This window comes from Paenibacillus sp. NPDC058174 (assembly GCF_042883865.1).
Classification (GTDB): Bacteria; Bacillota; Bacilli; order Paenibacillales; family Paenibacillaceae; genus Pristimantibacillus.
On the sequence record NZ_JBHVUY010000001.1, the window covers coordinates 1,383,301 to 1,405,160 of the forward strand.

Genomic DNA, 21,860 nt, shown 5'->3' on the forward strand with positions numbered 1-21,860 from the left:
GTGCTATTTTTACACAAAAAAAAACCACTCCAAGAGGAGTGGTCAGCGCTCATGATGAGCGCTATAGATTTGGATAGGAGTGGAGAGAAACCATACTGTACTTTTATTATATGTATACGCTTCCAAATTGTCAATAAGCGTTTTCATTTTTTTTGAAAACGATTACTCTGTTCATCTTAAAGATGAACAGAGTAATTTGGAGAAAGCAGCACGAGCGCTTGGTCGAGATCCTCCTGGGTGCGGAAAGACAATCGCAGCACGCCGGGAACATCCTCCCTGCTCTCGATAATGCGAATATTGCTCAAGTTAATACGGGCGTTGCCAAGCTCAGTCGCAATCGAGCCGATAATGCCAGGATGATCCGCCACATTAACATAACATTCGTAGGTGGATAAAATAATGCCTTTACGGCGCTCCGGCATCCGGCCGCGGAATTCTCCAGCGATCTTGAATTCCTCCTCGATCGCTTCGCCGTCCTCGGATTCCAGAATGTGTACGAATTTCTCCGTACCCGCCTGCCAGTCCTTCAACAGCTTCAAGAGCACCGTCCGATTGTTAATAAGTATATCCCGCCATACGACTGGATCACTGGATGCGATACGGGTAATGTCCCGAAAGCCTCCTGCCGCGAGCGATTCGTAGAGTCCGTTCTCCTCGTTGTAGCCGCGGATCTGATTGACAAGCGCTACCGCAATGATATGAGGCAAATGGCTGATCGCACCGACGATCTCATCATGGGATTCCGCATCGACAGACACGATATGCGCCTTCGTATGCACGAGCAGCGCCTTCAGCTTGTCCAGTCCTTCCTGCGGCGTTGTGGCATCAGGTGTCAGGACATAGAAAGCATTCTCGAACAGGATACTCGTAGCCGCCTCTACGCCGGATTTCTCCGAGCCGGCCATCGGATGCCCGCCAATGAACGATACACCCCGCCCGTTTAGCCGGCGGCCGCATTCCACGACGGAGGCCTTCGTGCTGCCAACGTCCGTCACGATACAGCCGGGCTTCAAATCAAGCTTGCCAAGCTCATCTACATATTGCTCCAGCATGCCTACCGGCACGCAGAGGAAGATAAAATCGGCACCTTCTGCCGCTTCCTTAAGCGAGGTCGTCGCATAATCGACGACGCCGCGCTCCATATATTTATGTACCGACGACTCGCGGTTGGAATAGCCGACAACTGTAAGTTCCGGCTTCCCTTTAAAGCATAATGCCAGTGAGCCGCCGATCAAGCCTACGCCAAAAATCGCTATTTTCGCCATAAAATTATCCGTGCACCGCCGATTCCTGAAGCACTTGCTCCAATGCTGTCATAAACTTCTCGTTCTGCTCCTTCGTACCGATCGAGACGCGAATATGAGTAGGGTAATAAGTCCAGCCTGCGCGAGTAATGATGCCTTTGCGCAGCAGAGCGCCAAACATCTCCATCGATGGACGTTTCACGTCTACCATAATGAAATTGCCATGTGCCGGGAAGTAAGCAAGGCCAAGCTCGTCGAAGCGGCCTGCCATAAAGGCAATGCCCTCTGCATTTTGCTGACGGCAGCGGTCGATGAACGCTTGGTCGGCAATTGCCGCTTTAGCTGCCGCTTGCGCCATACGTGTCGTATTGAACGGCTCGCGGACTTGATTGATAAACTTGATGACGTCCGGATGTCCCACACCGTAACCGATCCGCAGCGAAGCAAGTCCGTAAATTTTGGAGAACGTCCGCAATACGAGCAAATTGCGGTAGCTGTCCAGCAGCTGCAGCCCGTCCGGGAAGTCAGGGTCTTCTACAAATTCACAATATGCCTCGTCGAGAATAACCAGCACATGTTTAGGCACTTGATCAAGGAAGGCTACAAGCTCGTCCTTCGATACGATTGTACCTGTCGGGTTATTGGGGTTGCATACCCAGATGATTTTCGTACGGTCCGTTACTTTCGCGAGCATTGCAGGGAGGTCATGCTTGCCGTTTGCAAGCGGAACTTCAATCAATCTCGCGTTTTCGACTTCGGCATTATGTTTATACTGGGAGAACGTCTCATCCGCCATAATCGTCTCATCGCCCGGGGCGAGGAAAGCGCGGGCAGCCATTAGAATAATTTCACTGGAGCCCGTTCCAAAAATAATCTGGTTCGTCTGAACGGACAGATGCTCAGCAAGCGCAGCGGTCAGCTCGACACTTGCGCCGTCTGGATAAATATTAGATTGCCCCAGCTCCTGGATCGCCGCCGCCCGAGCCTGCTCGGAACAGCCCAGCGGATTTTCGTTGGAAGCAAGTTTAATGACTTCTGTAAGACCAAGCTCTCTCTTTACATCTTCAATCGGTTTACCCGGCTGGTAGACGGGAAGATGCACGATATTGCTTTTTGGCTGCATGTGCCGTTCACCTCTTCATCGAATTAACTGTCTATTGCATGTCATCTATTGTCTCACATCTTCCTGCTGTTTGAAAGGGTTCGCATTAGAAAAGAAGGACCGCCCCGGGGTTCTTTCGAACCTTCGAGGCAGTCCTATACGATTAAACCTTTAATTCGGATACGAACTCGCCGATTTGACGAAGTCCCGCTTCACGTTTGCCAGCATCAGCCAGCAGCGGCAAAGCCTCTTCGATCTTGCGCACGATGGCGCTTCCGACTACGACTCCGTCGCAGGATTTGGAGAACCGCTCAACCTGCTCGCGGCTCGAAATGCCAAAGCCTACGGCAATCGGCAGATCCGTCGCTTCACGTACAGTAGTGAGGAAGTCGTCAATGCCGCTGTGGAATTCAGCCCGAACGCCAGTTACACCAAGCGAAGATACGCAATAGACGAAGCCTCTAGCCTTGCGTGAAATACGCACGACGCGGTCCTTCGACGTTGGCGCAACAAGCGGAATCAGATGAATATCTGCCGCTTCCGCCAGCGTGCGGACATCTTCATCCTCCTCAATCGGCAAATCCGGAATAATGAGGCCGCTGATTCCCTTCGCTTTGACAAGCTCCATGAACGCTTCAAGGCCAAATTGCAGCACCGGATTGAAGTAAGTGAACAGAATGAATGGCAGCTTCACGCCAGCTTGACGGGCTTTTTCCGCTGTGTCGATGCAGTCCCGGATCGAAATGCGGTTCACCAGCGCCCGCTCAGAAGCTCTCTGAATAACTGGTCCGTCCGCAAGCGGATCGGAGTAAGGAACGCCGAGCTCAATGAGATCGGCACCTGACTGCTCCAGCTGCTGAATGATGGCGATCGTCGTTTCCAGATCGGGATCTCCCGTCGTCAGAAACGGAATAAGTGCGGTCTTGCCTTCTTCTTTCAACTTGGCAAATGTCTGATCAATGAGATTCATGCTGCTCACCTCCGAGATAACCCATAATTGCTTCTACGTCCTTGTCGCCGCGGCCAGACAAGCTGACCACGATAATCTCATCCTTCGACAGTGTTGGTGCAAGCTTCATCGTCTGAGCGATAGCATGCGCCGATTCCAGCGCCGGAATGATGCCTTCCGTACGCGAGAGAAGCTGGAGCGCCTCCAGCGCCTCCGCATCGGTAATCGGGAAGTATTGCGCGCGTCCCGAATCTTTCAAATAAGCATGCTCAGGTCCGATACCCGGATAGTCCAGTCCAGCCGAGATGGAGTGAGCCGGCTGTACCTGGCCGAATTCGTCCTGCAGCAAGTAGCTGAGCGATCCTTGGAATACGCCATGGCTGCCTTTCGTCATCGTAGCAGCATGCTCATTCGTATCCACACCGCGTCCAGCAGCCTCTACACCGACCAAACGAACCGATTCGTCCCCTACGAAAGGATAAAAAATGCCGATCGCATTGCTGCCGCCGCCAACCGCTGCAACGACATAGTCCGGCAGACGGCCTTCATTCTCAACGATCTGTTTCCGCGCTTCGTCGCCGATAATACGCTGGAAATCACGTACGATCATCGGGTACGGATGAGGGCCCGTTGCCGAGCCGAGAATATAATACGTATCTTCAACATGGCTGACCCAGTAACGAAGCGTTTCATTGCAAGCATCCTTCAGCGTTCTCGTACCGGAAGTAACCGGAACAACTTCAGCGCCGAGCAGCTGCATCCGGAACACGTTCAACTGCTGCCGCTTCATGTCCTCCTCGCCCATAAACACCTTGCATTCGAGGCCAAGGAGAGCCGCTACTGTTGCCGAAGCAACCCCATGCTGGCCTGCTCCTGTCTCCGCAATAATCTTCGTCTTGCCCATACGCTTCGCCAATACGGCCTGGCCGATTGTGTTGTTGATTTTATGAGCACCGGTATGGTTCAAGTCCTCACGCTTCAAGTAAACCTTTGCACCGCCCAAGTGATTGCTCAGACGCTCTGCATAGTAAAGCGAAGTTGGACGGCCCGAATATTTATGAAGCAAATAACGGACCTCTTCTTGAAACTCCGGATCTTTCGAATAATGGTTATACGCTTCTTCCAGCTCAAGCAGTGCGTTCATTAGCGTCTCGGGAACGTAACGTCCGCCGAACTTGCCAAAACGCCCTTTCTCATCGGGTACTTGGTTCATCGCTCTATCACCTTTCCAACGAATAATCTGATTTTATCAATATCCTTATGCCCATCCGTCTCCACACCGCTGGATACGTCGATGCCATCCGGCATATAGCCGTCCAGCAGCTCGTTTACATTGCCGGGATGCAGGCCTCCTGCTACATAGAGGGGAACACCGATTGCATTCGCAGCAACGCGGTATTCGGCGATCACTTCCCAATCAAATGCGACGCCGGTTCCGCCGCCAGCCGTATCGATCAGCACCGCATCAACTGCTCCTTCATACGGCGCCAGCTTCTCGGAAGCTGTTTGCTGCGGAGCCGACAATTCAGGCTTGATCGAGAACACCTTCCACACATCCACGCCGAGCTCCTGCTTGACATTGCGGCAATAGGCAGCGGACTCCTCACCATGCAGCTGAACGACGTCCAGTCCGGCCGTGCTGACTGCATGACGCAGTTCCTCCACGCTGGCATTAACGAATACGCCAACCGTCTGAGGTGGTTGATCACCAGCGGCGCGAAGCTGCTTGGCTGCCTGCACGAGCAGCGCAGCATCCTCAGGAGCAACCTGTCGTTTGCTGGGTGCAAACACGAAGCCCATTTCATGGAACGGCAAGCCGTCCATCAAGCCTATCGTGTCCGCATCCTTCAAGCCGCAAATTTTAATCCGTGGCCGATCTTTCATTACGCGTTCACCGGACCCATCAGCTCGATGACGGCAGCTCCAGCGTCAGGCTGGCGCATGAAGTGCTCGCCGATCAGCACGCCTTGCGCCCCTATCGACTGCAAGTAGTCCATATCTTTGCGGCCTGCAATGCCGCTTTCGCTTATGACCGTAACGTTGTCCGGCATCAGAGCAATCAACTGCTCCGTTGTGGCCAGATCCGTAACGAATGACTTCAAGTCACGGTTGTTGACGCCGATGAGCGACGCCTTGTCCAGCTCCAGCACTTGCTCCAGCTCCTGGCGGTCATGTACCTCGACCAATACGTCCATTCCCAGTGATTTCGCGATATCGTACAGTTCGCTCAGCTCTTGTTTCGTTAAGATCGCTGCAATCAGCAACACGGCATCCGCACCAATAACACGGGCTTCATACACTTGCTTATAATCGATAATGAAATCTTTGCGGAGCAAAGGAACAGACACCGTCTCATGCACCAGCGTCAAATAATCATTCGAGCCTTGAAAATAATCCCGGTCCGTCAGCACCGAGATGCAGTCCGCTCCCGCTTTCTCATAGGCCGCTGCCAGCTCCGCCGGGTGGAAATCCGCGCGGATCAGCCCTTTCGAAGGCGATGCCTTCTTCACTTCGGCAATAAGCCCCATATCCCGCTTGCGGCCCGCATTCAAAGCGTTCTCGAAGCCGCGGCATGCCGCAAGCTCCGAAATCCGCTTCTCGTACTCCGCTAATCGAAATTGCTCGGCCAGTGCTGCTACTTCATTCCGTTTGGTTGCTACAATTTTATCAAGAAACATGCGCCAACTCTCCTGTCGTTTGAATAAGCGAATGAAGCTGCTGCTCCGCTTTGCCGGAATCGATCATTTCGGCTGCGATTTCCGCTCCTTCGCGGAGAGAGCCAGCCAAGCCTCCTACATAAATACACGCCCCGGCATTCGCCAGCACGATGTCGCGGTAAGCACCACGCTGCTCGCCGCTGAATATTTTCCGGATCAGTGCTGCATTCACTTGCGGGTCGCCGCCGATGACTTCACTGATCGGATAACGGCTTAAGCCGAGCTCCTCCGGCGTCAGCTCATACGTGCGAACTTCGCCGTCCAGCAGCTCCGAAATGCGCGTTGGAGCAGAAATGCTAATCTCGTCCAAGCCGTCGTTGCTGCTCACGACCATTGCCCGCTTCACGCCAAGCTCACTGAGCACGGATGCGATCGTCTCTGTTTTCGTCCGGTCATACAAGCCGAGCAGCTGACGATCAGCCCCTGCCGGATTGGTCAGCGGGCCCAGCATATTGAAGATTGTACGAACGCCAAGCTCACGGCGCGGTACAGCGGCGTGGCGCAGCGACGGATGATACAGCTGTGCGAACATAAAGCAGATGCCGATGCGGTTCAAGCACTCCGAAGCCTGCTCCGGCGTCAGCGTAATTTGCACGCCCAGCGCCTCCAGCACGTCAGCGCTGCCCGCCTTGCCCGACATTGCCCGATTGCCGTGCTTCGCCACGCGAATGCCAGCCGAAGATGCAATAATGGAAGAAGCGGTCGAAATATTGAATTTATGAATGCCCGAACCGCCTGTTCCGCAAGTATCCAGCAGCCCTTCCTGTCTCGTCTGCACATGGCTGGAGAAAGCGCGCATCACTTCGGCAAAGCCGGTAATTTCCTCTTTCGTCTCGCCCTTCATCCGCAAAGCCGTTACAACACCTGCGATTTGAGCGGGAGTAGCTTCGCCGTTCATAATAATTTCCATGACCGAGCGCGCTGCAGCTCTCGAGAGATTCTCGCCGCTGATCAATTGATTCAGCGCGCTTTGCATCGTCATTGGTTCCGTTACGAATGTCATTGCCCTTTCCCCTCTCCCGCCTGAACGTAATAGTCGGTATTGACTGCGCTTTGCTCATGTGAGCGCTTCGTGCCGAATATTTGCTCGGCTGTGCGAATCGCCTTCAAGCTCGCCTTCGCTTTGTTGACCGTCTCCATATATTCGCTCTCCGGAACGGAATCCCACACGATGCCCGCCCCTGCTTGCACATACGCTTTGCCATGCTTGAAAATAATCGTGCGGATCGTAATGCAAGTGTCGAGCGTGCCGCCAAAGCCCAAGTAGCCAATCGCGCCGGCATAGGCGCCGCGTGCTTCATTCTCAAGCTCTGCAATAATCTCCATCGCCCTCAGCTTTGGCGCGCCGGATACCGTACCAGCCGGCAAGCAGGACAGGAACGCGTCATAGAAATCTTTGTCTTCCCGAAGCTTGCCGGACACGTTGGAGACGATATGCATCACATGTGAATACCTTTCAATCTCCATAAAGGAATCGCAATGAACGGAGCCAAACTCCGAGACGCGGCCGATATCGTTGCGGCCCAGATCGACTAGCATCAGATGCTCTGCTCGTTCCTTCTCGTCGGCCAGCAGATCACGCTCCAGCTCCAGATCCTCTTCCGGCGTTTTCCCTCTTGGGCGCGTGCCGGCGATTGGACGGGTCTCCACTTTATCGTTAGTGACTTTCACGAGCGCCTCTGGCGACGTACCGACGATCACTTCGTCTCCCATTTTCAAATAGTACATATAAGGAGAAGGATTCATCGTGCGCAGAACGCGGTATACATGCAGCGGATCGATGTCCGTCTCAATGCTGAAGCGCTGGGACAATACCACTTGGAAAATGTCGCCGGCGCGAATATATTCCTTCGACCGTTCGATATTGGCGATGAATTGCTCCTTCGTCACATTCGACTGCACATCGCCGAGATCCGGGTCAACCGTCACCGATGCGCCAGACATGACCGGGATGGCGATCGGCTGCTGCAATCTTTCGATCGTTGCATCGATTTTAGCTGCCGCTTGTGCATAAGCTTCCTCTACAGCTGACTCTGTTGCGACCTTAGGAATATGAACATTGCCAATAATTTGCAGCTGCTGCTTGAAGTGATCGAAGACGATAACCTGATCGCAGAACATGAACTGCAGATCATTCATTTGCAGATCGTCTACCCGGTGCTTTGGCAGTTTCTCATAATATTGAAGGAGATCATAGCCGAAAAATCCGATCGCTCCGCCCGTGAACGGCGGGAGTCCCGGAATGGCCGGGCTGCGGAAGGAACGCAAATGCGCCTTCAATAGATCAATCGGCTGGTCGTCGAATGTCTGAGCGCTGCCGTTATGCTCCAGCACCATTTTACCGTCTTTGCCGTACAGCATCATGAACGGGTCCGTTCCGATGAACGAATAGCGCGCCCATTTCACGCCGCCCTCTACGCTTTCCAGCAGAAAGGCGTGTTTTTCCTTGGCAAAATGCTGGAACAGCCGGATTGGCGTCTCGGTGTCCGCCATAATGTGACGGACGATCGGTATGAGATTGTATTGGCCTGCCAGCTTTTTAACTTGCTGAATTTCACTGTACATAGAGGGCCTCCTAAATGTGATGCACTGCATGATTGCTCTGTAACGGGATTCGGCTGCGCCGGCTGATCATTCTTCCGATCGTATTGCTCACAGATCCCTTCTTATCCTAAGCGGATAACCGGATTCCAATCTGTTCACAAAAACGAACGCTCACGCTTCTTCAGAACGATCAGCCCGCTCCTCCGCTCCACACAGATGCCTGCCATGCAAAAGCATAACCTTTTTTCGTTGTGGGATGGATGGAACTTTCAACGAGCGTTGCGGGAGGGACATAAGAAAAGCCCCTGCAGCAGCAGGGGCTTGATTAGTTGAAATAAGTACGCCGAAATGGATGGCAAGTGAATAAGGAATAAAGCTGCATCAGGGCATCAGGCAAATACACCTTCCCCAAGGAGCTCACTCTCTTCTCAACTACGCTCAACTCTGCTCTGCTCGACTCTACTCAACTAAAAACCTGCTCGCTCACTATCTTCGCTATAAAACCTAGTCTACACTCTTCTTAACTGATTTCACTATACAATAAGTAACAGCGCTGCGTCAACTTTATGTTTTGGACAAATCGGGACGAAGCACTTGCGCTCCGCCGAGATATACATGCTTGATTTCGGCTTGCGTTTTGTCCGTGTTGACGTGGAGCAGGAACCGGATGCAGCGCTCCAGGCTTCCTTTAACCGGCACTTCCAGCGCGCACATCAGCGGCACAAGCTCCCAATCATTCAGCTGGCGAATTGCAGCCGCCGGGAACGCAGCGTCCAGATCATGAGTGACCGTAATCATCACGCTGCAAATATCTTCGGGCAAAATCCCATTTTCTTGCACAATCCCGTTCAACAGTTCAATGGTTGCTTGCAAAATCGGCTGCTTCTCATTGACATCAACCGTAATCGCGCCGCGAATTCCTCTGACTTTCATCCCGTTTACGCCTCCAGTTTCAATTGCTCAACAATTTCCCGCACCCAAGCTGTCGGTACATCCTTCTTGATCTCGACTGTTCCGATTGCAGTAGGCACGACGAATACCATCGTATTCTCGCTAAATTTCTTATCATGCATCATGGCTTCCATAATCGCATCAACGTCGAAATGCTCCGGCAGCTTCACCGGCAAGCCGCATTTGGACAATGCACGCTTCGTTGTCGTATAGACGTCCTCAGGCGCTCCATAGCGCAGCCCCAGCTTTGCCGAGCCAATCATCCCGATAGAGATCGCTTCGCCGTGCAGCAGCTCGCCATAGCCCGCAACGGCCTCCAGCGCATGACCGATCGTATGGCCGAGATTCAGTATGGCGCGAAGATCATTCTCCCGCTCATCCTGCGATACAACAGCAGCTTTAACGCTGCAGCCTTTATAGAGCGCATATCCGAGTGCGTCCGGATCAAGCGCAAGCAGCTCTTCCGCATGATCCTCGCACCATTGCGCGAATTCCGCATCCCAGATCAGTCCATGCTTTACGACTTCGGAAAGTCCCGCTTTCACTTCTCTTGGCGGCAGCGTCTGAAGCGTATTCAGATCATACAGCACCAGCTCCGGCTGATGGAAAGCGCCGATAATATTTTTCGCCAGCGGATGATTGACCGCTACCTTGCCGCCAACACTGCTGTCATGCGCAAGAATTGTCGTTGGTACTTGAACAAACTTCACACCGCGCATATAGGACGCAGCGACGAAGCCCGCCAGATCACCTACTACTCCGCCGCCAAGCGCGACGATCGTCGACTTGCGGTCCAAGCCTGCTTCCAGCGCCTTCGTTACCAGCTTCTCCAATACAGCCAACGATTTGGAGCTTTCGCCCGAATCCACGATTGCACTGGCAACCGTGAAGCCGCCGCTGCGCAAGCTGTCCTCCAGCGTGCTCAAATGACGTGTGGCAACCTCACTGTCCGTCACGATCAACAGCGGAGATTTCGTACTAATTCCATGCTTCAAGAAATAGGAGGAGGCCTCCGGCAGGAGACCCTCGCCAATATAAATCGGATAAGAGCGTTCGCCTAAATCAACCATTAATTCTCTCATAATTTACCTCTCCCATTGCTTGTCAACAGCCTAAACATCTTTGCTCATTATAGTACAGCACTGCCGGTTTGACAATCGCCACCCCCGCAGCACAAAGCCTTTTTCGCCATAAAAAAAGCGGGATGCCCCTGCCCGCTGCATCCCGCATTTCTATGGCATCGCCGCTTCTCTAGCTGGTAGCTCCCGTTACAGGAATCTTTCTTTTACCGGCTTTCTCATCGGCTGCCGGCATACCGCTCAGAAGCCCTGGAATTTGACGGCTGTCCAGCCCGATGATTTGCGCGCATTCCTGAATCGATATGTAACCGCTCCGGTATGCGTGAATTACTTTCCGCTTATCCATTCCTATCCTCCCGTTCCTTAACATGTCCATTGTCCTTAGTATAGGAGAAGATAGATACCGGTATACCTTATTGAGGCAATCGTCGGTAAAAGAACGTGTCAGCCGTTTCGAATCCGTATTGCGCCGGCGAGAAAATCTGCTCCGTACTGCCCACGAAGAGCAGGCCGCCAGGACGAAGCGCTTTGGCGAATTTATGATACAATAAGTGCTTGGCTTCCTCGGTAAAATAGATCATAACGTTCCGGCATACGATCAGATCGAAGGATTCGTCGAACGTGTCGTGCAGCAAATTCTGCTGCTTGAAGCGAATGCCTTGCTTCAACTGATCTGCGACGGCAAAGGCTCCCTCGTCGGACTTGAAATACTTTTGCCGCATAACGGCCGGGACATCCCGCAGCGAGCGCTCCAGGTAGATCCCTTCCATAGCCTTCTGCAGCACGATAGCATCCAGATCCGTCGCATCGATCGACACCCGGTTGAGCACACCCATCTCCGCCAAAATCATTGCAAGCGTGTAGGGCTCCTCTCCTGTCGAGCAAGCGGCGCTCCATAGCTTAAGCCGTCCGCCAGACTTCAGCATCTCGGGCAAAAAGCGGTTTTGCAGCACTTCCCACCGGTTCGGGTTGCGCCAAAATTCGGAGACGTTAATGGTCATCCGGTCCAGAAATTCATGCAGCAGCGCGCGGTTTTGCTCAATTGCCGCCCAATACTGCTCGAAGGTATCATAGCCATGCTTCATTCGCAGAGTCGTCAGCCTTCGCTTCATCTGCGCTTCCTTATATTGAGCCAAATCGATTTTCGTCTTATCCTTCATGCGTTGAATAAACAATGAAAAGTCGCGATCCTCGGTCATAGCCGCCTCCTGTTATGTAGATGTTGCTTTTAGCTTGCGAGGCGGTATTTAAACCCAGCGTTGAATCGTCTGCTCATAGCTGACGAGCTCGCTTGGCGCAAAATAATTGTTGATCTCAAGCTCAGCGCTCTCCGGAGAATCGGAGCCGTGAATCAGATTCAAATTCGTATGAACGGCAAAATCCGAACGGATCGTACCTGGCGCAGCGTCTACGCCATTCGTCTTGCCAATAAGCGCTCTCGTTAATGCAATAACGTTATCGCCTTCCCATACCATTGCAAATACGGGACCCGAGGTAATGAAATCAATCAGAGGCGGATAAAACGGCTTGCCTTCATGCTCGGCATAATGTTTGGCTGCCAGCTCGCGGTCAACCTGCATAAACTTCGCAGCGACCAGCTTCAGCCCTTTGCGCTCGAATCGGCCTACGATTTCACCGATCAAGCCGCGTTGTACGCCATCGGGTTTAATCATCAGAAAAGTTCTTTCCATCGTTATCCATCCCTCTCTATTTATCAGTAATTTCGCTTACCCGTGAAGTACGCGATATCGATCAAGTTCTTTTTCGCCCCGATACCAGGCAATCCCTCTAAAGCATGAAGCGCTTTTTCAATATATCGGGTTGCGAGCCTGTCTGCGAGCTCAATGCCGCTGCTAGCTTTGATCATTTTGATCGCAGCCGACGTATCCGACGTGCCATTGGATTGCATGATGGCGTCGATTTCCTTCAATAGCGGCTCACGAACGTTATCATCCTGGAGAGCCAGAATGACAGGCAGCGTAATGTTGCCTTGGCGGATATCCGACCCTGGCGGTTTGCCGATTTGCTTTTCCGTTCCGAACAAATCAAGCAAATCATCGCGAATCTGGTACGCCATCCCTACGTTATAGCCATACCGGTACAACCGGTTTACCGTCTGCCGGTCAGCATCAGCGGCCGCTGCGCCCAGCTGGCAGCTGATCGCGATCAGAAGCGCCGTCTTGCGCCGGATGCGGAGCAAGTAGTTGCGGATTGATTGCTTCGTATTGAAGAAATCGCGAATTTGCTCCATTTCGCCGATGCTCATCTGTACGAGCGCCTTGGACAGCATCTGATGAATGAACGGATTGTTCAGCTCCGTCGCAATCGTCAGTGCCTTGCCAAAAATATAATCGCCCGTATACATCGCCACCCGGTTGTCCCACTTCGACTTTACCGTCTGCTGGCCCCGTCTGGTGGCGGCATCATCGATTACGTCATCATGCACGAGAGAAGACATATGTATAAGTTCAAGCGGTACCGCTATTTTTTTCAGAACGTCAAGGTTATAATGCCCAAACTTGCCGGCAAGCAGCACAAATACGGGACGGAGCCGCTTCCCGCCCGCTTTAAGCAGGTGAAGCGACGCTTCGCTGAGCAGCTCGTCATCAAACGTAACGCTCCGCTCAAGCTCCCGCTCAATTTGGTTGATATCCCCTTTTAATTTTGCAAAAATGTCTAGTAGTTTCATGCGTTCACCTATTCGGCAGATTGATCATACTGATAAAACCTTAACTCCACATCATGCTCCAGCAGCCCAAGCTCTTTCGCGTACCGGAAATATAAAGCCAAACCTTCTTGCTGCTTGGGTCCAAAATCATACTGAAGACTTGTAAAATACATTTGCCAGTAGGCAGCTTCGCCGCCCAATTCTGTACAGGCTTTATCGATCAACGGCTGCAGGTCGGCGAGGCTCTGCCGCTTGCCTTCGAGAAATGCCTTATAGATCACAGCGAGCGCTTCCGGAGCCGCATCAGCCGCTTCCTTACGGACCGCTACGACAGCGAACGTCATCGCAAGACCGGTCCACTCATTCCACAGCTCACCCAAATCCATGCGGTACAGGCCATTTTGCTCCCATGAAGCATGAATTGCCGGATCACCGATCAGAAGCGCGGCATCAGCATGTGCCAGCATATCCTCCAGCACCGGTTCGGCGGTTTCGTATTCCGGCTGCAGGCCGAAGCGCTTCGACATAATGATTTTGAGCAGATTGACGGAGGTCGCAGAGGTCGCGCTTACCGTTATCCGCTTTGGCTTCACTTTCTCAAGCGGCTCCTTAAGGAACAAATAGATCGAATTGACCTTGCCTTCGGAACCTACGGACAGATGCGGCAGCAGCAAATACTTATCTGCATTGACTCCATAGGAGAAAGAAGAAATCGCCGACACCTGAATGTCGCCCTCCTGAAGCAGACGGTTCAGCACCGACGGCACTCTCGAGACGATCTCCATATTCGGGGCTGCCAGATGATGAAACAGCGGCCATGCATTGGCATAATCGATCCGTCCTACTGTGAGCGTGTCCTTATGATTCTCTAAGTTTACCGTTTCGTTCCGCATGCTCTTGCTGTTCAAGCTGTTCATCTCCCCATCTTCTATACAACGAATGCTCAATGTTCATGCTATCCAGCACTTTGCCGACTAGAAAATTGATCATTTCCTCCATCGATTGCGGCTTATAATAGAAAGCCGGCATCGCCGGAATGATGCGAACGCCCAGCCTGGACAGCTTCAGCATATTTTCCAAATGGATCGCATGGAGCGGCGTTTCGCGCGGCACCAGCAGCAGCGGACGGCCTTCCTTCAGCATGACGTCTGCGGCTCTCGCCAGCAAATCATCCGATATCCCGTTCGCAAGCGTGGCGAGCGAACCCATGGAGCAAGGAATGATGACCATCCCTTCCACCCGGTAAGAGCCGCTTGCAATCGTCGCGCCAATGTCGGCGTTCGGATGGAAGACGAGCTGACCGGAAGCCATCTCCTCGGCAAAACGATGCTCAAGTGCTGCCTGCCTGCGTGAGGTTTCCCAGCCCAGCTCTTCCTTAAGCACCCGCCAGCCGGCTTCGGTAACAACCAGATGAACAATATACGAGGCATTGATCAGCTCTTCGATTAATCGGATGCCATAAATGGCGCCGCTTGCGCCTGTAATGCCTACGACCCATCTTTTTTTCTTCACAGTCTCTACCATTGATGCAGCACCACCAAATCTGCAAAAGCAAACACAAACAGCAAGACGCTCAGCGTCCCGTTCATCCCGAAGAAGGCAATTTGAACACGGGACAAATCATTTGGACGGACGAGCCAATGCTGATAAAACAATATTGCAATGGAGATAATCGTTCCCGCCAAATAAGCCCAGCTCAATCCCGTCGTCCAGAAGAGCGCAATAAAGCAAATCGCCGTGATGACATGGAAGAAGCGTGCAATCCACAATGCGCCGGCAATGCCGAATTTTGCAGGAATCGAGTGCAGCCCCGCACCGCGGTCATATTCGAAATCTTGCGTGGCATATACAATGTCAAAGCCGGCTAGCCAAAAGGTAACTGCTATATAAAGCAGCCACGCTGCCGGATGGAACTCACCGGTTACGGCCACCCATGCGCCAAGCGGAGAAAGACCAATCGTCAATCCCAGCACCACATGGCACAGCCATGTAAATCTTTTCGTATAAGAGTACAGAACGAGCATTGCAACTGCGATTGGCATTAGTTTCATCGCAATCGGAGCCAGATTGGCTGTCGCAATGAACATTAAAGCTAAGGACACAAGCGTGAACAGCAGCACCTCCGCCGACTTTAGCAATCCGGCAGGCAGCGCACGAGATGCTGTCCGCGGATTACGCAGATCGATCGCTTTGTCAATGAGACGGTTTAGACACATCGCTGCGCTGCGTGCGCCGAACATGGCGAGCGTAACCCAGCCGATTTGCGCCCACGATGGCAGATGCCCCTGCATGACAACCGCTCCCAGAATAGCGCCCAAAAAGGCAAACGGCAAAGCAAATACAGTATGTTCAAACTTGATCATTTCCAAAATAATGCGAATTTTGCGGATCATTGCTGATTAATCTCCTTTTTGCCGATGTGCAGCGCGGCGACACCGCCAAACAATGCATATGCTTTTACGTTTTGCAGCCCTGCTTCTTTGAACAGTTCGCTAAGCTGCTTAATGTCGAGAAATAATTTTAAAGAATCCGGAAGCCATTTATATTCTTTGAACCGTTTCGCCACGAGCTTGCCGAGGAGAGGCAGAATTTGCTGGAAGTACAAGTAATAGACCGCCTTGAACGGCTGCCAGCCGGGCTTGGACAATTCCAGGCATACAACCTGACCGCCTGGCTTCACGACACGTTCCATTTCCTTGAGCACCTGCAAATAATTCGGCACATTCCGGAGTCCGAAGCCGATTGTCACGTAATCGAAGGAATTATCCTCGAAAGGCAGCTCCATCGCATTGCCCTGAACGAGCTTAATTTGACGCTCGAGCTGCTGCTCCTTGATTTTGGCTGCGCCGACATCCAGCATGTTCTGGCTGAAATCCAGACCGACGATCTTGCCGCTTCCGCTTGCCTTCGCCAGTGCAATCGTCCAATCGCAGGTTCCGCAGCAAAGATCAAGTGCCGTCTGTCCGGGCTGCACATTCATCTTTTTCATCGTAAATTTGCGCCAAGCTTTATGTCTGCGCATGCTTAGCAAATCATTCATCAAATCATATTTCGGTGCGATGCTCTCAAATACGGCATGCACATGCTGTTTGGAATCTGCTTCCATCGCTTTCTCGTCCCCTTATCTTGTCTCGTTAAGGGCGGGAACCGCTCCCGCCCATCTGCCTGTGTACGACTCCAGCGTCTGGAGGAGCTCCTGCACATGCATGTCCGCACCTAAGCCTGCTGCCGCTGCCTGAACTTCATCAGCTGCTGCATTCAGCATCACGCCGAGCTTGCCTCGAAACTCATACTTTTTCAGAAGACTGGAAAGAAAAGCCGGATCGGGATGCTGCTGTTCAAGCGCTTCGCGCTCCTCTTCATTGCCATTCTCCAAGACATGCCAATAGGCCCAGCTTTGATAAAACCGGGTCGGCGACTCGCATCTTTCCATTTCGTCCAGAGCTACCTCACACCGGCACATCCCTTGGAGCAACACCGGCCAATGGCTTGATGCCTGGCCTGCCATCTTGCCCGCAAACACCTCGAACAGCTTGCTTTTCATTCCGGCCATCCAAGCGAAATAATCTTCTGCCGTCACATCCGACCGGCTCATCATGATGTATAATTTCACTTTCATCCGGTTTACTTCACATACAGCAGCGCTAATTGCGGCTATCATGTCCGTCTGTCCGGCCTGTGCAAGCAAGCGGTAGAACTGCGAGCTGAAATAATCGCCGGCCAGCACCTTCAGCTGCCTTGAGCGCATTTCGCTCTCCGATCGTTTATCCGTTTCAAGATCGATCAGATCATGAGTGTCCATTCCAAGCTGTACAAGCGATACGACCAAGGAATACAGCTCGCTTTGGGCGACCGATTGTTGATTCAAAATTGCGAAAAGCAATCGCACCCGCAAATCGGGAAAAGCCGGCAATTCCGTATGCGCCTGAATCATGTCGTACTCGACATATTTCTTCGCGATTTCATGGATACGATTTGGTATCATGGGGTAAGCCTCCCAAGCCTAACATTATGCCGCCTAGTGCGGCAAAGTTGTTTCTTATCTCCGATGATAAAATGTTGTATTTCCTGCAGCACGTATAAAAAACGAAACGTCCGTTCAATAATCTAAACTATTATAGCACAACTTTAGAAATGAGCATACGATTGCGAGCAAAGCGAAGCTGCCGTCCGCTACTCCGCTGCCTCTTGCTTCTGCAGCGGTACGGCAGTGTAGCTGTCGGCAGGCCCAAAGCGCTGCTCCCATGCCGAGGTAAAGCTGATGCGGAGCCGTTCTCTCCAGCGCTCGTCATGAATCGGATCGGCTTGACTCAATTGATCGATATCTTCCAGCAGCCAATTGTCGCCCCGTCTGACATCTATGGCGAACAGCAATCGGGATGTGCCTTGTCCGTCTCCCTCTACATAACGAAGCAAGATACGGCTGACATTGTCCATCTGCAGAAAAGAAAGACGGATCAGCTTCTCCATATCTTCCGCCCAGCGCTGGCTTTGACCGGCATCATCCGGCAGTTTCATTTCAACCGACAAGATCGTTTGCTTCCATTCTATTTTTGCCAATTGCCCCGAGAGCTGCAAGCCTACCATAGCATCAACGAGATTGCTGTTCGTCAGCTTCGTAGCAGGAGTCGGATGAAACACCGACACGTCCCTGCCCGTTTCTTTATGTAAATGGGGCAGCCAGGCCAATACGAGCGTTACTGCCAGCGCTGCAAGCAAGCCCGCCAAATAAGGCTTTGCCATCCTCATGTTCATTGCCGTTCCCTCCCTTGCGGGATCCATCCGCTTTGTACTTCAAGTTTGGACGATCCGCGATAACCTCATACCCCATTGTACAAACAAATGAGTCAGGCTATGCCTGTTATTAAAAGAGAGGTCTCACTAAGAAGGGAATGAATATGCGGAGTGTAAGCTGATGAACTCTTCGAGAGGTTATATCCGCTTTGCTGACGAAAAAGCTCCCTTTCTGCCTATTCGCAGAAAGGGAGCCGGCTCATCTTACTGATCGGTCTCCATCGTACCGTACTTCGTCATTACAATCGCTTTGCCGCGAATTTTTATCGCCGAGGTATGATTCGTAAACTGGGCAATCATAATTTCGTTTTTGTCCAGCTTTTCGGTATGATGGAATTTTGTATCTTGTCCGCGTGTCAGGCCGATGACTTGTACGCCATGGTCTTTCGCTTTAATCACGACGTATTCGCCATGATTGTTATTAGCGCTAGGGTTGGTTTCCATCTGGTTCCTCCTAAAAGTTTGCGTAGTGGCTACGCAAGCTTATCTTAATTTAACTACGCAAACTACTTCGTAAGCATAAGCTTAGTTTTACGAAGTAAAACTTACTTCGTAAGCGCATATGCTCAGTTTGCGTAGTGGCTACGCAAGCTTAACTTAAATTTACTACGCAAACTACTTCGTAAGCATACGCTCAGTTTTGCGAAGTAAAACTTACTTCGTAAGCATACGCTCAGTTTTACAAAATAAAACTTGCTATGTATATGCAACAACAATGCTTTATTTATTATAAGAGGGAGCTTTCTACTTGTAAAGGAAAGCTAATACTAAAGCCCAATAGACAGCGAAAGCGCCCGAACAGTAGGTCCGGACGCTTTCTGGCTTGCTAGTGTATGCTTAATTGGAAACGAGATCCTTAAGAGATTTACCCGGTTTGAATGCAGGCATTTTGCTTGCCGCGATATCAATCTCTTCGCCGGTTTGCGGGTTGCGGCCTTTACGGGCTTGGCGCTCGCGAACCTCAAAGTTCCCGAAACCTACCAGTTGTACTTTATCACCGCTTTGCAGCGCATCGGAAATAGCGTCGAATACAGCGTCAACTGCTTTAGTCGCATCTTTCTTCGAAAGATCGGACAGTTCAGCCACTTTGGCGATCAAATCAGTTTTGTTCATTGTTTCACCTCCCTAATAGACAATAAAGAGTCATCTTATCCCTCTTATTAACTGAAAACTTCAAAAATATACCTTTCTTGAACAAACTTATAGTAATACAGCCGATTCGCAATTTCAAGTAGCTGAATCGGATTCCGCTGTTTTCATTCCATTTGCATAAGAAAGGGCTATCCGTTCCGCCGTCTGTTCAAATGGATAAAGGTTACCGCCAGCGCCAGAACGAGCACCGTTCCTTTTACGATGTCATTCGCGTAGTATTGAACCTTCATCATCGTCATACCGTTCAAGAGCACGCCGATCAGAATCGCCCCGAAGAACGTACCGATGACATTCGGCTTGCCTGCGCCAAATACAGAGTATCCGACGAATACGGCCGCAACCGCCTCCATCATCATAGGTGCGCCTGCGTCAATCTGCCCTGTGCCTACACGAGCCGCATACAAAATGCCGCCAATTGCTGCGAAAATACCAGATGCGACGTAAGCAAATGTACGAATGCGGCGAACCCGGATGCCGGACAACCGGGCAGCCTCTTCATTGCCGCCAGTCGTATGCATTTGCCGTCCCCACTTCGTATATTTGAAGAAGAGATGCACCGCCGCTACTGCAACAATCATTAATATAACCGGTACCGGCACACCAAGCAGCTTCCCTTGACCGAGCCATAGAAAAGCAGGGTCGAAAGTACCTGGTGCTGTGGAACCGTCAGGCATCGGCATATTGTTGTAGATCGAGTAGCCTTTCGTGTAAGTCTTATGAATGCCCGCGATAATATACATGACAGCCAGTGTAGCCAATAGGTCGGGAATTCGGACACGCACAATGAGCAGCGCGTTAAGAAGTCCTACAACTGCGCCAGAAGCAAGTGCGACCAGAATGACGAATACGACCGGCTGCTGATACCACACCATCATGGCAGCCGTCAGAACGGTTGTCAGCGACACGGTAGAACCAACTGACAAATCAAAGCCGTCAACCGTTAAGGAAAACGTAACCCCGATTGCTACAAACGTAACGATTGAGATCGAACGCAAAATGTCCGAGATGTTCGCGTAGGTAAAAAAGTGCTTGTCCCACAGCGAGAAAAACAAAATGACGAGGCCGATAACGATCAGCGACCCGTATTTGAAAATAAAATGCAAAGCCTTATCCATTATGCTTGCTCCCCCTTGCCGCCGCTGGCATGCAGCAGCAGCTGCTGTTGCGTCGCTTCGCCGCGCATAAATTGTTTCACCAGCGCCCCGTCGCACATAACCAATATCCGGTCGGCTATACCGATTGCTTCGGTAAATTCGCATGTTAAGTAGACGATTGCTTTACCTTGCTCCGCCAATTGGCCGATGATGCGGAATATATCACTTTTCGCCCCGATATCAACGCCTTTAGTAGGCTCGTCGAACAGGTAGACAGATGCTTCCGTCGGCAGCCATTTGCCAATAGAAACCTTTTGCTGGTTGCCCCCGCTAAGGAAAGCAGTCTGCTGCTGAGGCGAAGAGGTTTTAATGCCCAGCTTGCCGATAACGGCATGCGCGTTATTGCTCTCCTTCTTCCCTGACATAAAGCCGAATCGGGAAAAGGCGTTGAGCAGAGGCAAGCTTAAATTATGCTGAACGGTATCGCCTACCAAGATGCCTTGCGTTCTTCGTTCTTCAGGCACTAATGCAATACCGCCTCTAATCGCATCCGCTGGCTCCGTAGTTCGAACTTGACGGCCCGATACCTTCACTGTTCCGGCATCCGCCCGGTCAGCGCCAAACAGCAGACGCGACAGCTCTGTTTTCCCGGCGCCAACTAATCCAACAATGGCTACGATTTCTCCGCTTCGCGCCTCGAAGCTAACATTGCGAACGCTTCTGCCCCTGACAAGCCCATCCACCTGAAGCAAGATGTCACCGATCAGGACGTCCGATTTCGGGTACTCTTCCTCAAACACGCGGCCCAGCATCGCATGTACGACTTCATCCACATTTGTACCGGCAGTCGGCTCTGTGAATACCCGTTCACCGTCCCGCATTACCGTAATCCCATCGCAAATCCGGAACACTTCCGGCAGACGGTGGGAGATGAAAACGATACCGATGCCTTCCTCTTTCAATTGCTCGATGACGCGAAACAACCGCTCCGCTTCATCCAGACTCAAAGGGGCGGTCGGCTCATCGAAAATAACGTATTTCGCTTGCTCCGTCAATAACCGGGCTATAAGCACCAGCTGTTTTTCAGCGAGACTCAGCTCGCCCGCCTTCTTGCGTACAGGAATAGAAGCTCCAAGTCTTGCTAGCGTCGCTTCCGCTTCCCTCTCCAGCTTACCCCAGTTGAGCCACAACCGGCTGCCTTTCGCTGAGATGCGATCCAGCATAACGTTTTCCGCTACGCTAAGCTCCGCAACAAGAGCGGTATCTACCTCCTGATAAACACAATGGATGCCCATTTTTTTGGCATCCCCAGGCGAAGCGATATGAACTTGCGAACCATCAACTACAATGGCTCCTTCATCTTGCGTATAAGCTCCAGACAATATTTTCATCAACGTGCTCTTGCCCGCTCCGTTAGCTCCAAGCAGTGCGTGCACCTCGCCGCCTTGTACTGTAAAATCAACGCCGCGGAGGGCGGGGACGCCGGAAAATGCTTTCCGGATCCCCTTCATTTGCAATTGCTTTGTACTCATTTGGTCAACCGCACCTCTCCAACGTCCCGTTAAC

Annotated in this window: 24 protein-coding genes; all 24 read right to left on the bottom strand. The window is 51.8% G+C overall.

Translation table 11 applies throughout. The annotated features are described in order from the left end of the window. Positions 1–176: 176 nt before the first annotated feature. The 24 genes from ACFVVF_RS06195 to ACFVVF_RS06310 all read right to left on the bottom strand — a co-directional run bounded on the left by ACFVVF_RS06195 (position 177) and on the right by ACFVVF_RS06310 (position 21,826). Positions 177–1,265, bottom strand: a complete 1,089-nt coding sequence (locus ACFVVF_RS06195; protein ID WP_387806403.1) for a prephenate dehydrogenase — start codon at positions 1,263–1,265, stop codon at positions 177–179. A gap of 4 nt (positions 1,266–1,269) precedes the next feature. Beyond that, positions 1,270–2,367: a histidinol-phosphate transaminase gene (hisC, locus tag ACFVVF_RS06200; RefSeq protein ID WP_387806404.1), complete on the bottom strand. Its 1,098-nt coding sequence runs from the start codon at positions 2,365–2,367 to the stop codon at positions 1,270–1,272. Between the two features lie 142 nt (positions 2,368–2,509). Then, a complete protein-coding gene (trpA, locus tag ACFVVF_RS06205) occupies positions 2,510–3,316 on the bottom strand; it encodes a tryptophan synthase subunit alpha (RefSeq protein ID WP_387806406.1) in 807 nt (268 codons plus the stop codon). Beyond that, a complete protein-coding gene (gene trpB, locus ACFVVF_RS06210; RefSeq protein ID WP_387806407.1) occupies positions 3,303–4,508 on the bottom strand; it encodes a tryptophan synthase subunit beta in 1,206 nt (401 codons plus the stop codon). Before trpB ends, trpA begins: the two co-directional genes overlap by 14 nt. Then, positions 4,505–5,179 (bottom strand): phosphoribosylanthranilate isomerase, encoded by a 675-nt coding sequence (locus ACFVVF_RS06215; RefSeq protein WP_387806409.1) that lies wholly within the window; start codon positions 5,177–5,179, stop codon positions 4,505–4,507. The genes trpB and ACFVVF_RS06215 overlap by 4 nt, the downstream gene beginning before the upstream one ends. Continuing rightward, positions 5,179–5,973, bottom strand: a complete 795-nt coding sequence (gene trpC, locus ACFVVF_RS06220) for an indole-3-glycerol phosphate synthase TrpC (RefSeq protein ID WP_387806411.1) — start codon at positions 5,971–5,973, stop codon at positions 5,179–5,181. Before trpC ends, ACFVVF_RS06215 begins: the two co-directional genes overlap by 1 nt. Beyond that, positions 5,963–7,015, bottom strand: coding sequence for an anthranilate phosphoribosyltransferase (gene trpD, locus ACFVVF_RS06225; RefSeq protein WP_387806412.1), 1,053 nt, complete (start codon positions 7,013–7,015; stop codon positions 5,963–5,965). Before trpD ends, trpC begins: the two co-directional genes overlap by 11 nt. Next, positions 7,012–8,577 (bottom strand): anthranilate synthase component I, encoded by a 1,566-nt coding sequence (gene trpE / locus ACFVVF_RS06230; RefSeq protein WP_387806414.1) that lies wholly within the window; start codon positions 8,575–8,577, stop codon positions 7,012–7,014. Before trpE ends, trpD begins: the two co-directional genes overlap by 4 nt. Positions 8,578–9,120: 543 nt before the next feature. Further along, positions 9,121–9,489, bottom strand: coding sequence for a chorismate mutase (gene aroH, locus ACFVVF_RS06235; protein WP_387806416.1), 369 nt, complete (start codon positions 9,487–9,489; stop codon positions 9,121–9,123). 5 nt (positions 9,490–9,494) lie between these two features. Further along, on the bottom strand, positions 9,495–10,589 hold the full coding sequence (aroB, locus tag ACFVVF_RS06240; RefSeq protein WP_387806418.1) for a 3-dehydroquinate synthase: 1,095 nt from the start codon (positions 10,587–10,589) through the stop codon (positions 9,495–9,497). A gap of 169 nt (positions 10,590–10,758) precedes the next feature. Continuing rightward, the gene (locus ACFVVF_RS06245) at positions 10,759–10,932 is read right to left on the bottom strand and encodes a hypothetical protein (protein WP_387806420.1); all 174 of its coding nucleotides are present in this window, start codon (positions 10,930–10,932) and stop codon (positions 10,759–10,761) included. Between the two features lie 67 nt (positions 10,933–10,999). Continuing rightward, positions 11,000–11,785, bottom strand: a complete 786-nt coding sequence (locus ACFVVF_RS06250; RefSeq protein ID WP_387806421.1) for a CheR family methyltransferase — start codon at positions 11,783–11,785, stop codon at positions 11,000–11,002. A 48-nt stretch (positions 11,786–11,833) separates the two neighbouring features. Continuing rightward, positions 11,834–12,277: a nucleoside-diphosphate kinase gene (gene ndk / locus ACFVVF_RS06255; RefSeq protein ID WP_042162556.1), complete on the bottom strand. Its 444-nt coding sequence runs from the start codon at positions 12,275–12,277 to the stop codon at positions 11,834–11,836. 23 nt (positions 12,278–12,300) lie between these two features. Continuing rightward, positions 12,301–13,275, bottom strand: coding sequence for a polyprenyl synthetase family protein (locus ACFVVF_RS06260; RefSeq protein ID WP_387806423.1), 975 nt, complete (start codon positions 13,273–13,275; stop codon positions 12,301–12,303). A gap of 8 nt (positions 13,276–13,283) precedes the next feature. Continuing rightward, a complete protein-coding gene (locus ACFVVF_RS06265) occupies positions 13,284–14,162 on the bottom strand; it encodes a menaquinone biosynthesis protein (protein ID WP_387806425.1) in 879 nt (292 codons plus the stop codon). Next, complete coding sequence (locus tag ACFVVF_RS06270) at positions 14,113–14,778, bottom strand: UbiX family flavin prenyltransferase (RefSeq protein WP_387806427.1); 666 nt, start codon at positions 14,776–14,778, stop codon at positions 14,113–14,115. The genes ACFVVF_RS06265 and ACFVVF_RS06270 overlap by 50 nt, the downstream gene beginning before the upstream one ends. After that, positions 14,772–15,647, bottom strand: coding sequence for a UbiA-like polyprenyltransferase (locus tag ACFVVF_RS06275; RefSeq protein WP_387806429.1), 876 nt, complete (start codon positions 15,645–15,647; stop codon positions 14,772–14,774). The genes ACFVVF_RS06270 and ACFVVF_RS06275 overlap by 7 nt, the downstream gene beginning before the upstream one ends. After that, positions 15,644–16,360, bottom strand: coding sequence for a demethylmenaquinone methyltransferase (locus ACFVVF_RS06280; protein ID WP_387806431.1), 717 nt, complete (start codon positions 16,358–16,360; stop codon positions 15,644–15,646). Before ACFVVF_RS06280 ends, ACFVVF_RS06275 begins: the two co-directional genes overlap by 4 nt. A 15-nt stretch (positions 16,361–16,375) precedes the next feature. Then, positions 16,376–17,239, bottom strand: coding sequence for a heptaprenyl diphosphate synthase component 1 (locus ACFVVF_RS06285; RefSeq protein ID WP_387806433.1), 864 nt, complete (start codon positions 17,237–17,239; stop codon positions 16,376–16,378). 188 nt (positions 17,240–17,427) lie between these two features. Further along, positions 17,428–18,009 carry a hypothetical protein gene (locus tag ACFVVF_RS06290; protein ID WP_387806435.1) on the bottom strand — a complete coding sequence of 194 codons (582 nt, stop codon included), beginning with the start codon at positions 18,007–18,009 and terminating at the stop codon, positions 17,428–17,430. Between the two features lie 243 nt (positions 18,010–18,252). Then, complete coding sequence (gene mtrB / locus ACFVVF_RS06295) at positions 18,253–18,492, bottom strand: trp RNA-binding attenuation protein MtrB (protein WP_387806437.1); 240 nt, start codon at positions 18,490–18,492, stop codon at positions 18,253–18,255. Positions 18,493–18,885: 393 nt separating this feature from the next. Continuing rightward, positions 18,886–19,161 carry an HU family DNA-binding protein gene (locus tag ACFVVF_RS06300; RefSeq protein WP_042162571.1) on the bottom strand — a complete coding sequence of 92 codons (276 nt, stop codon included), beginning with the start codon at positions 19,159–19,161 and terminating at the stop codon, positions 18,886–18,888. Between the two features lie 167 nt (positions 19,162–19,328). Next, the gene (locus ACFVVF_RS06305; RefSeq protein WP_387806439.1) at positions 19,329–20,315 is read right to left on the bottom strand and encodes an ABC transporter permease; all 987 of its coding nucleotides are present in this window, start codon (positions 20,313–20,315) and stop codon (positions 19,329–19,331) included. Then, the gene (locus tag ACFVVF_RS06310) at positions 20,315–21,826 is read right to left on the bottom strand and encodes a sugar ABC transporter ATP-binding protein (protein WP_387808854.1); all 1,512 of its coding nucleotides are present in this window, start codon (positions 21,824–21,826) and stop codon (positions 20,315–20,317) included. The genes ACFVVF_RS06305 and ACFVVF_RS06310 overlap by 1 nt, the downstream gene beginning before the upstream one ends. Between the last annotated feature and the right edge of the window lie 34 nt (positions 21,827–21,860).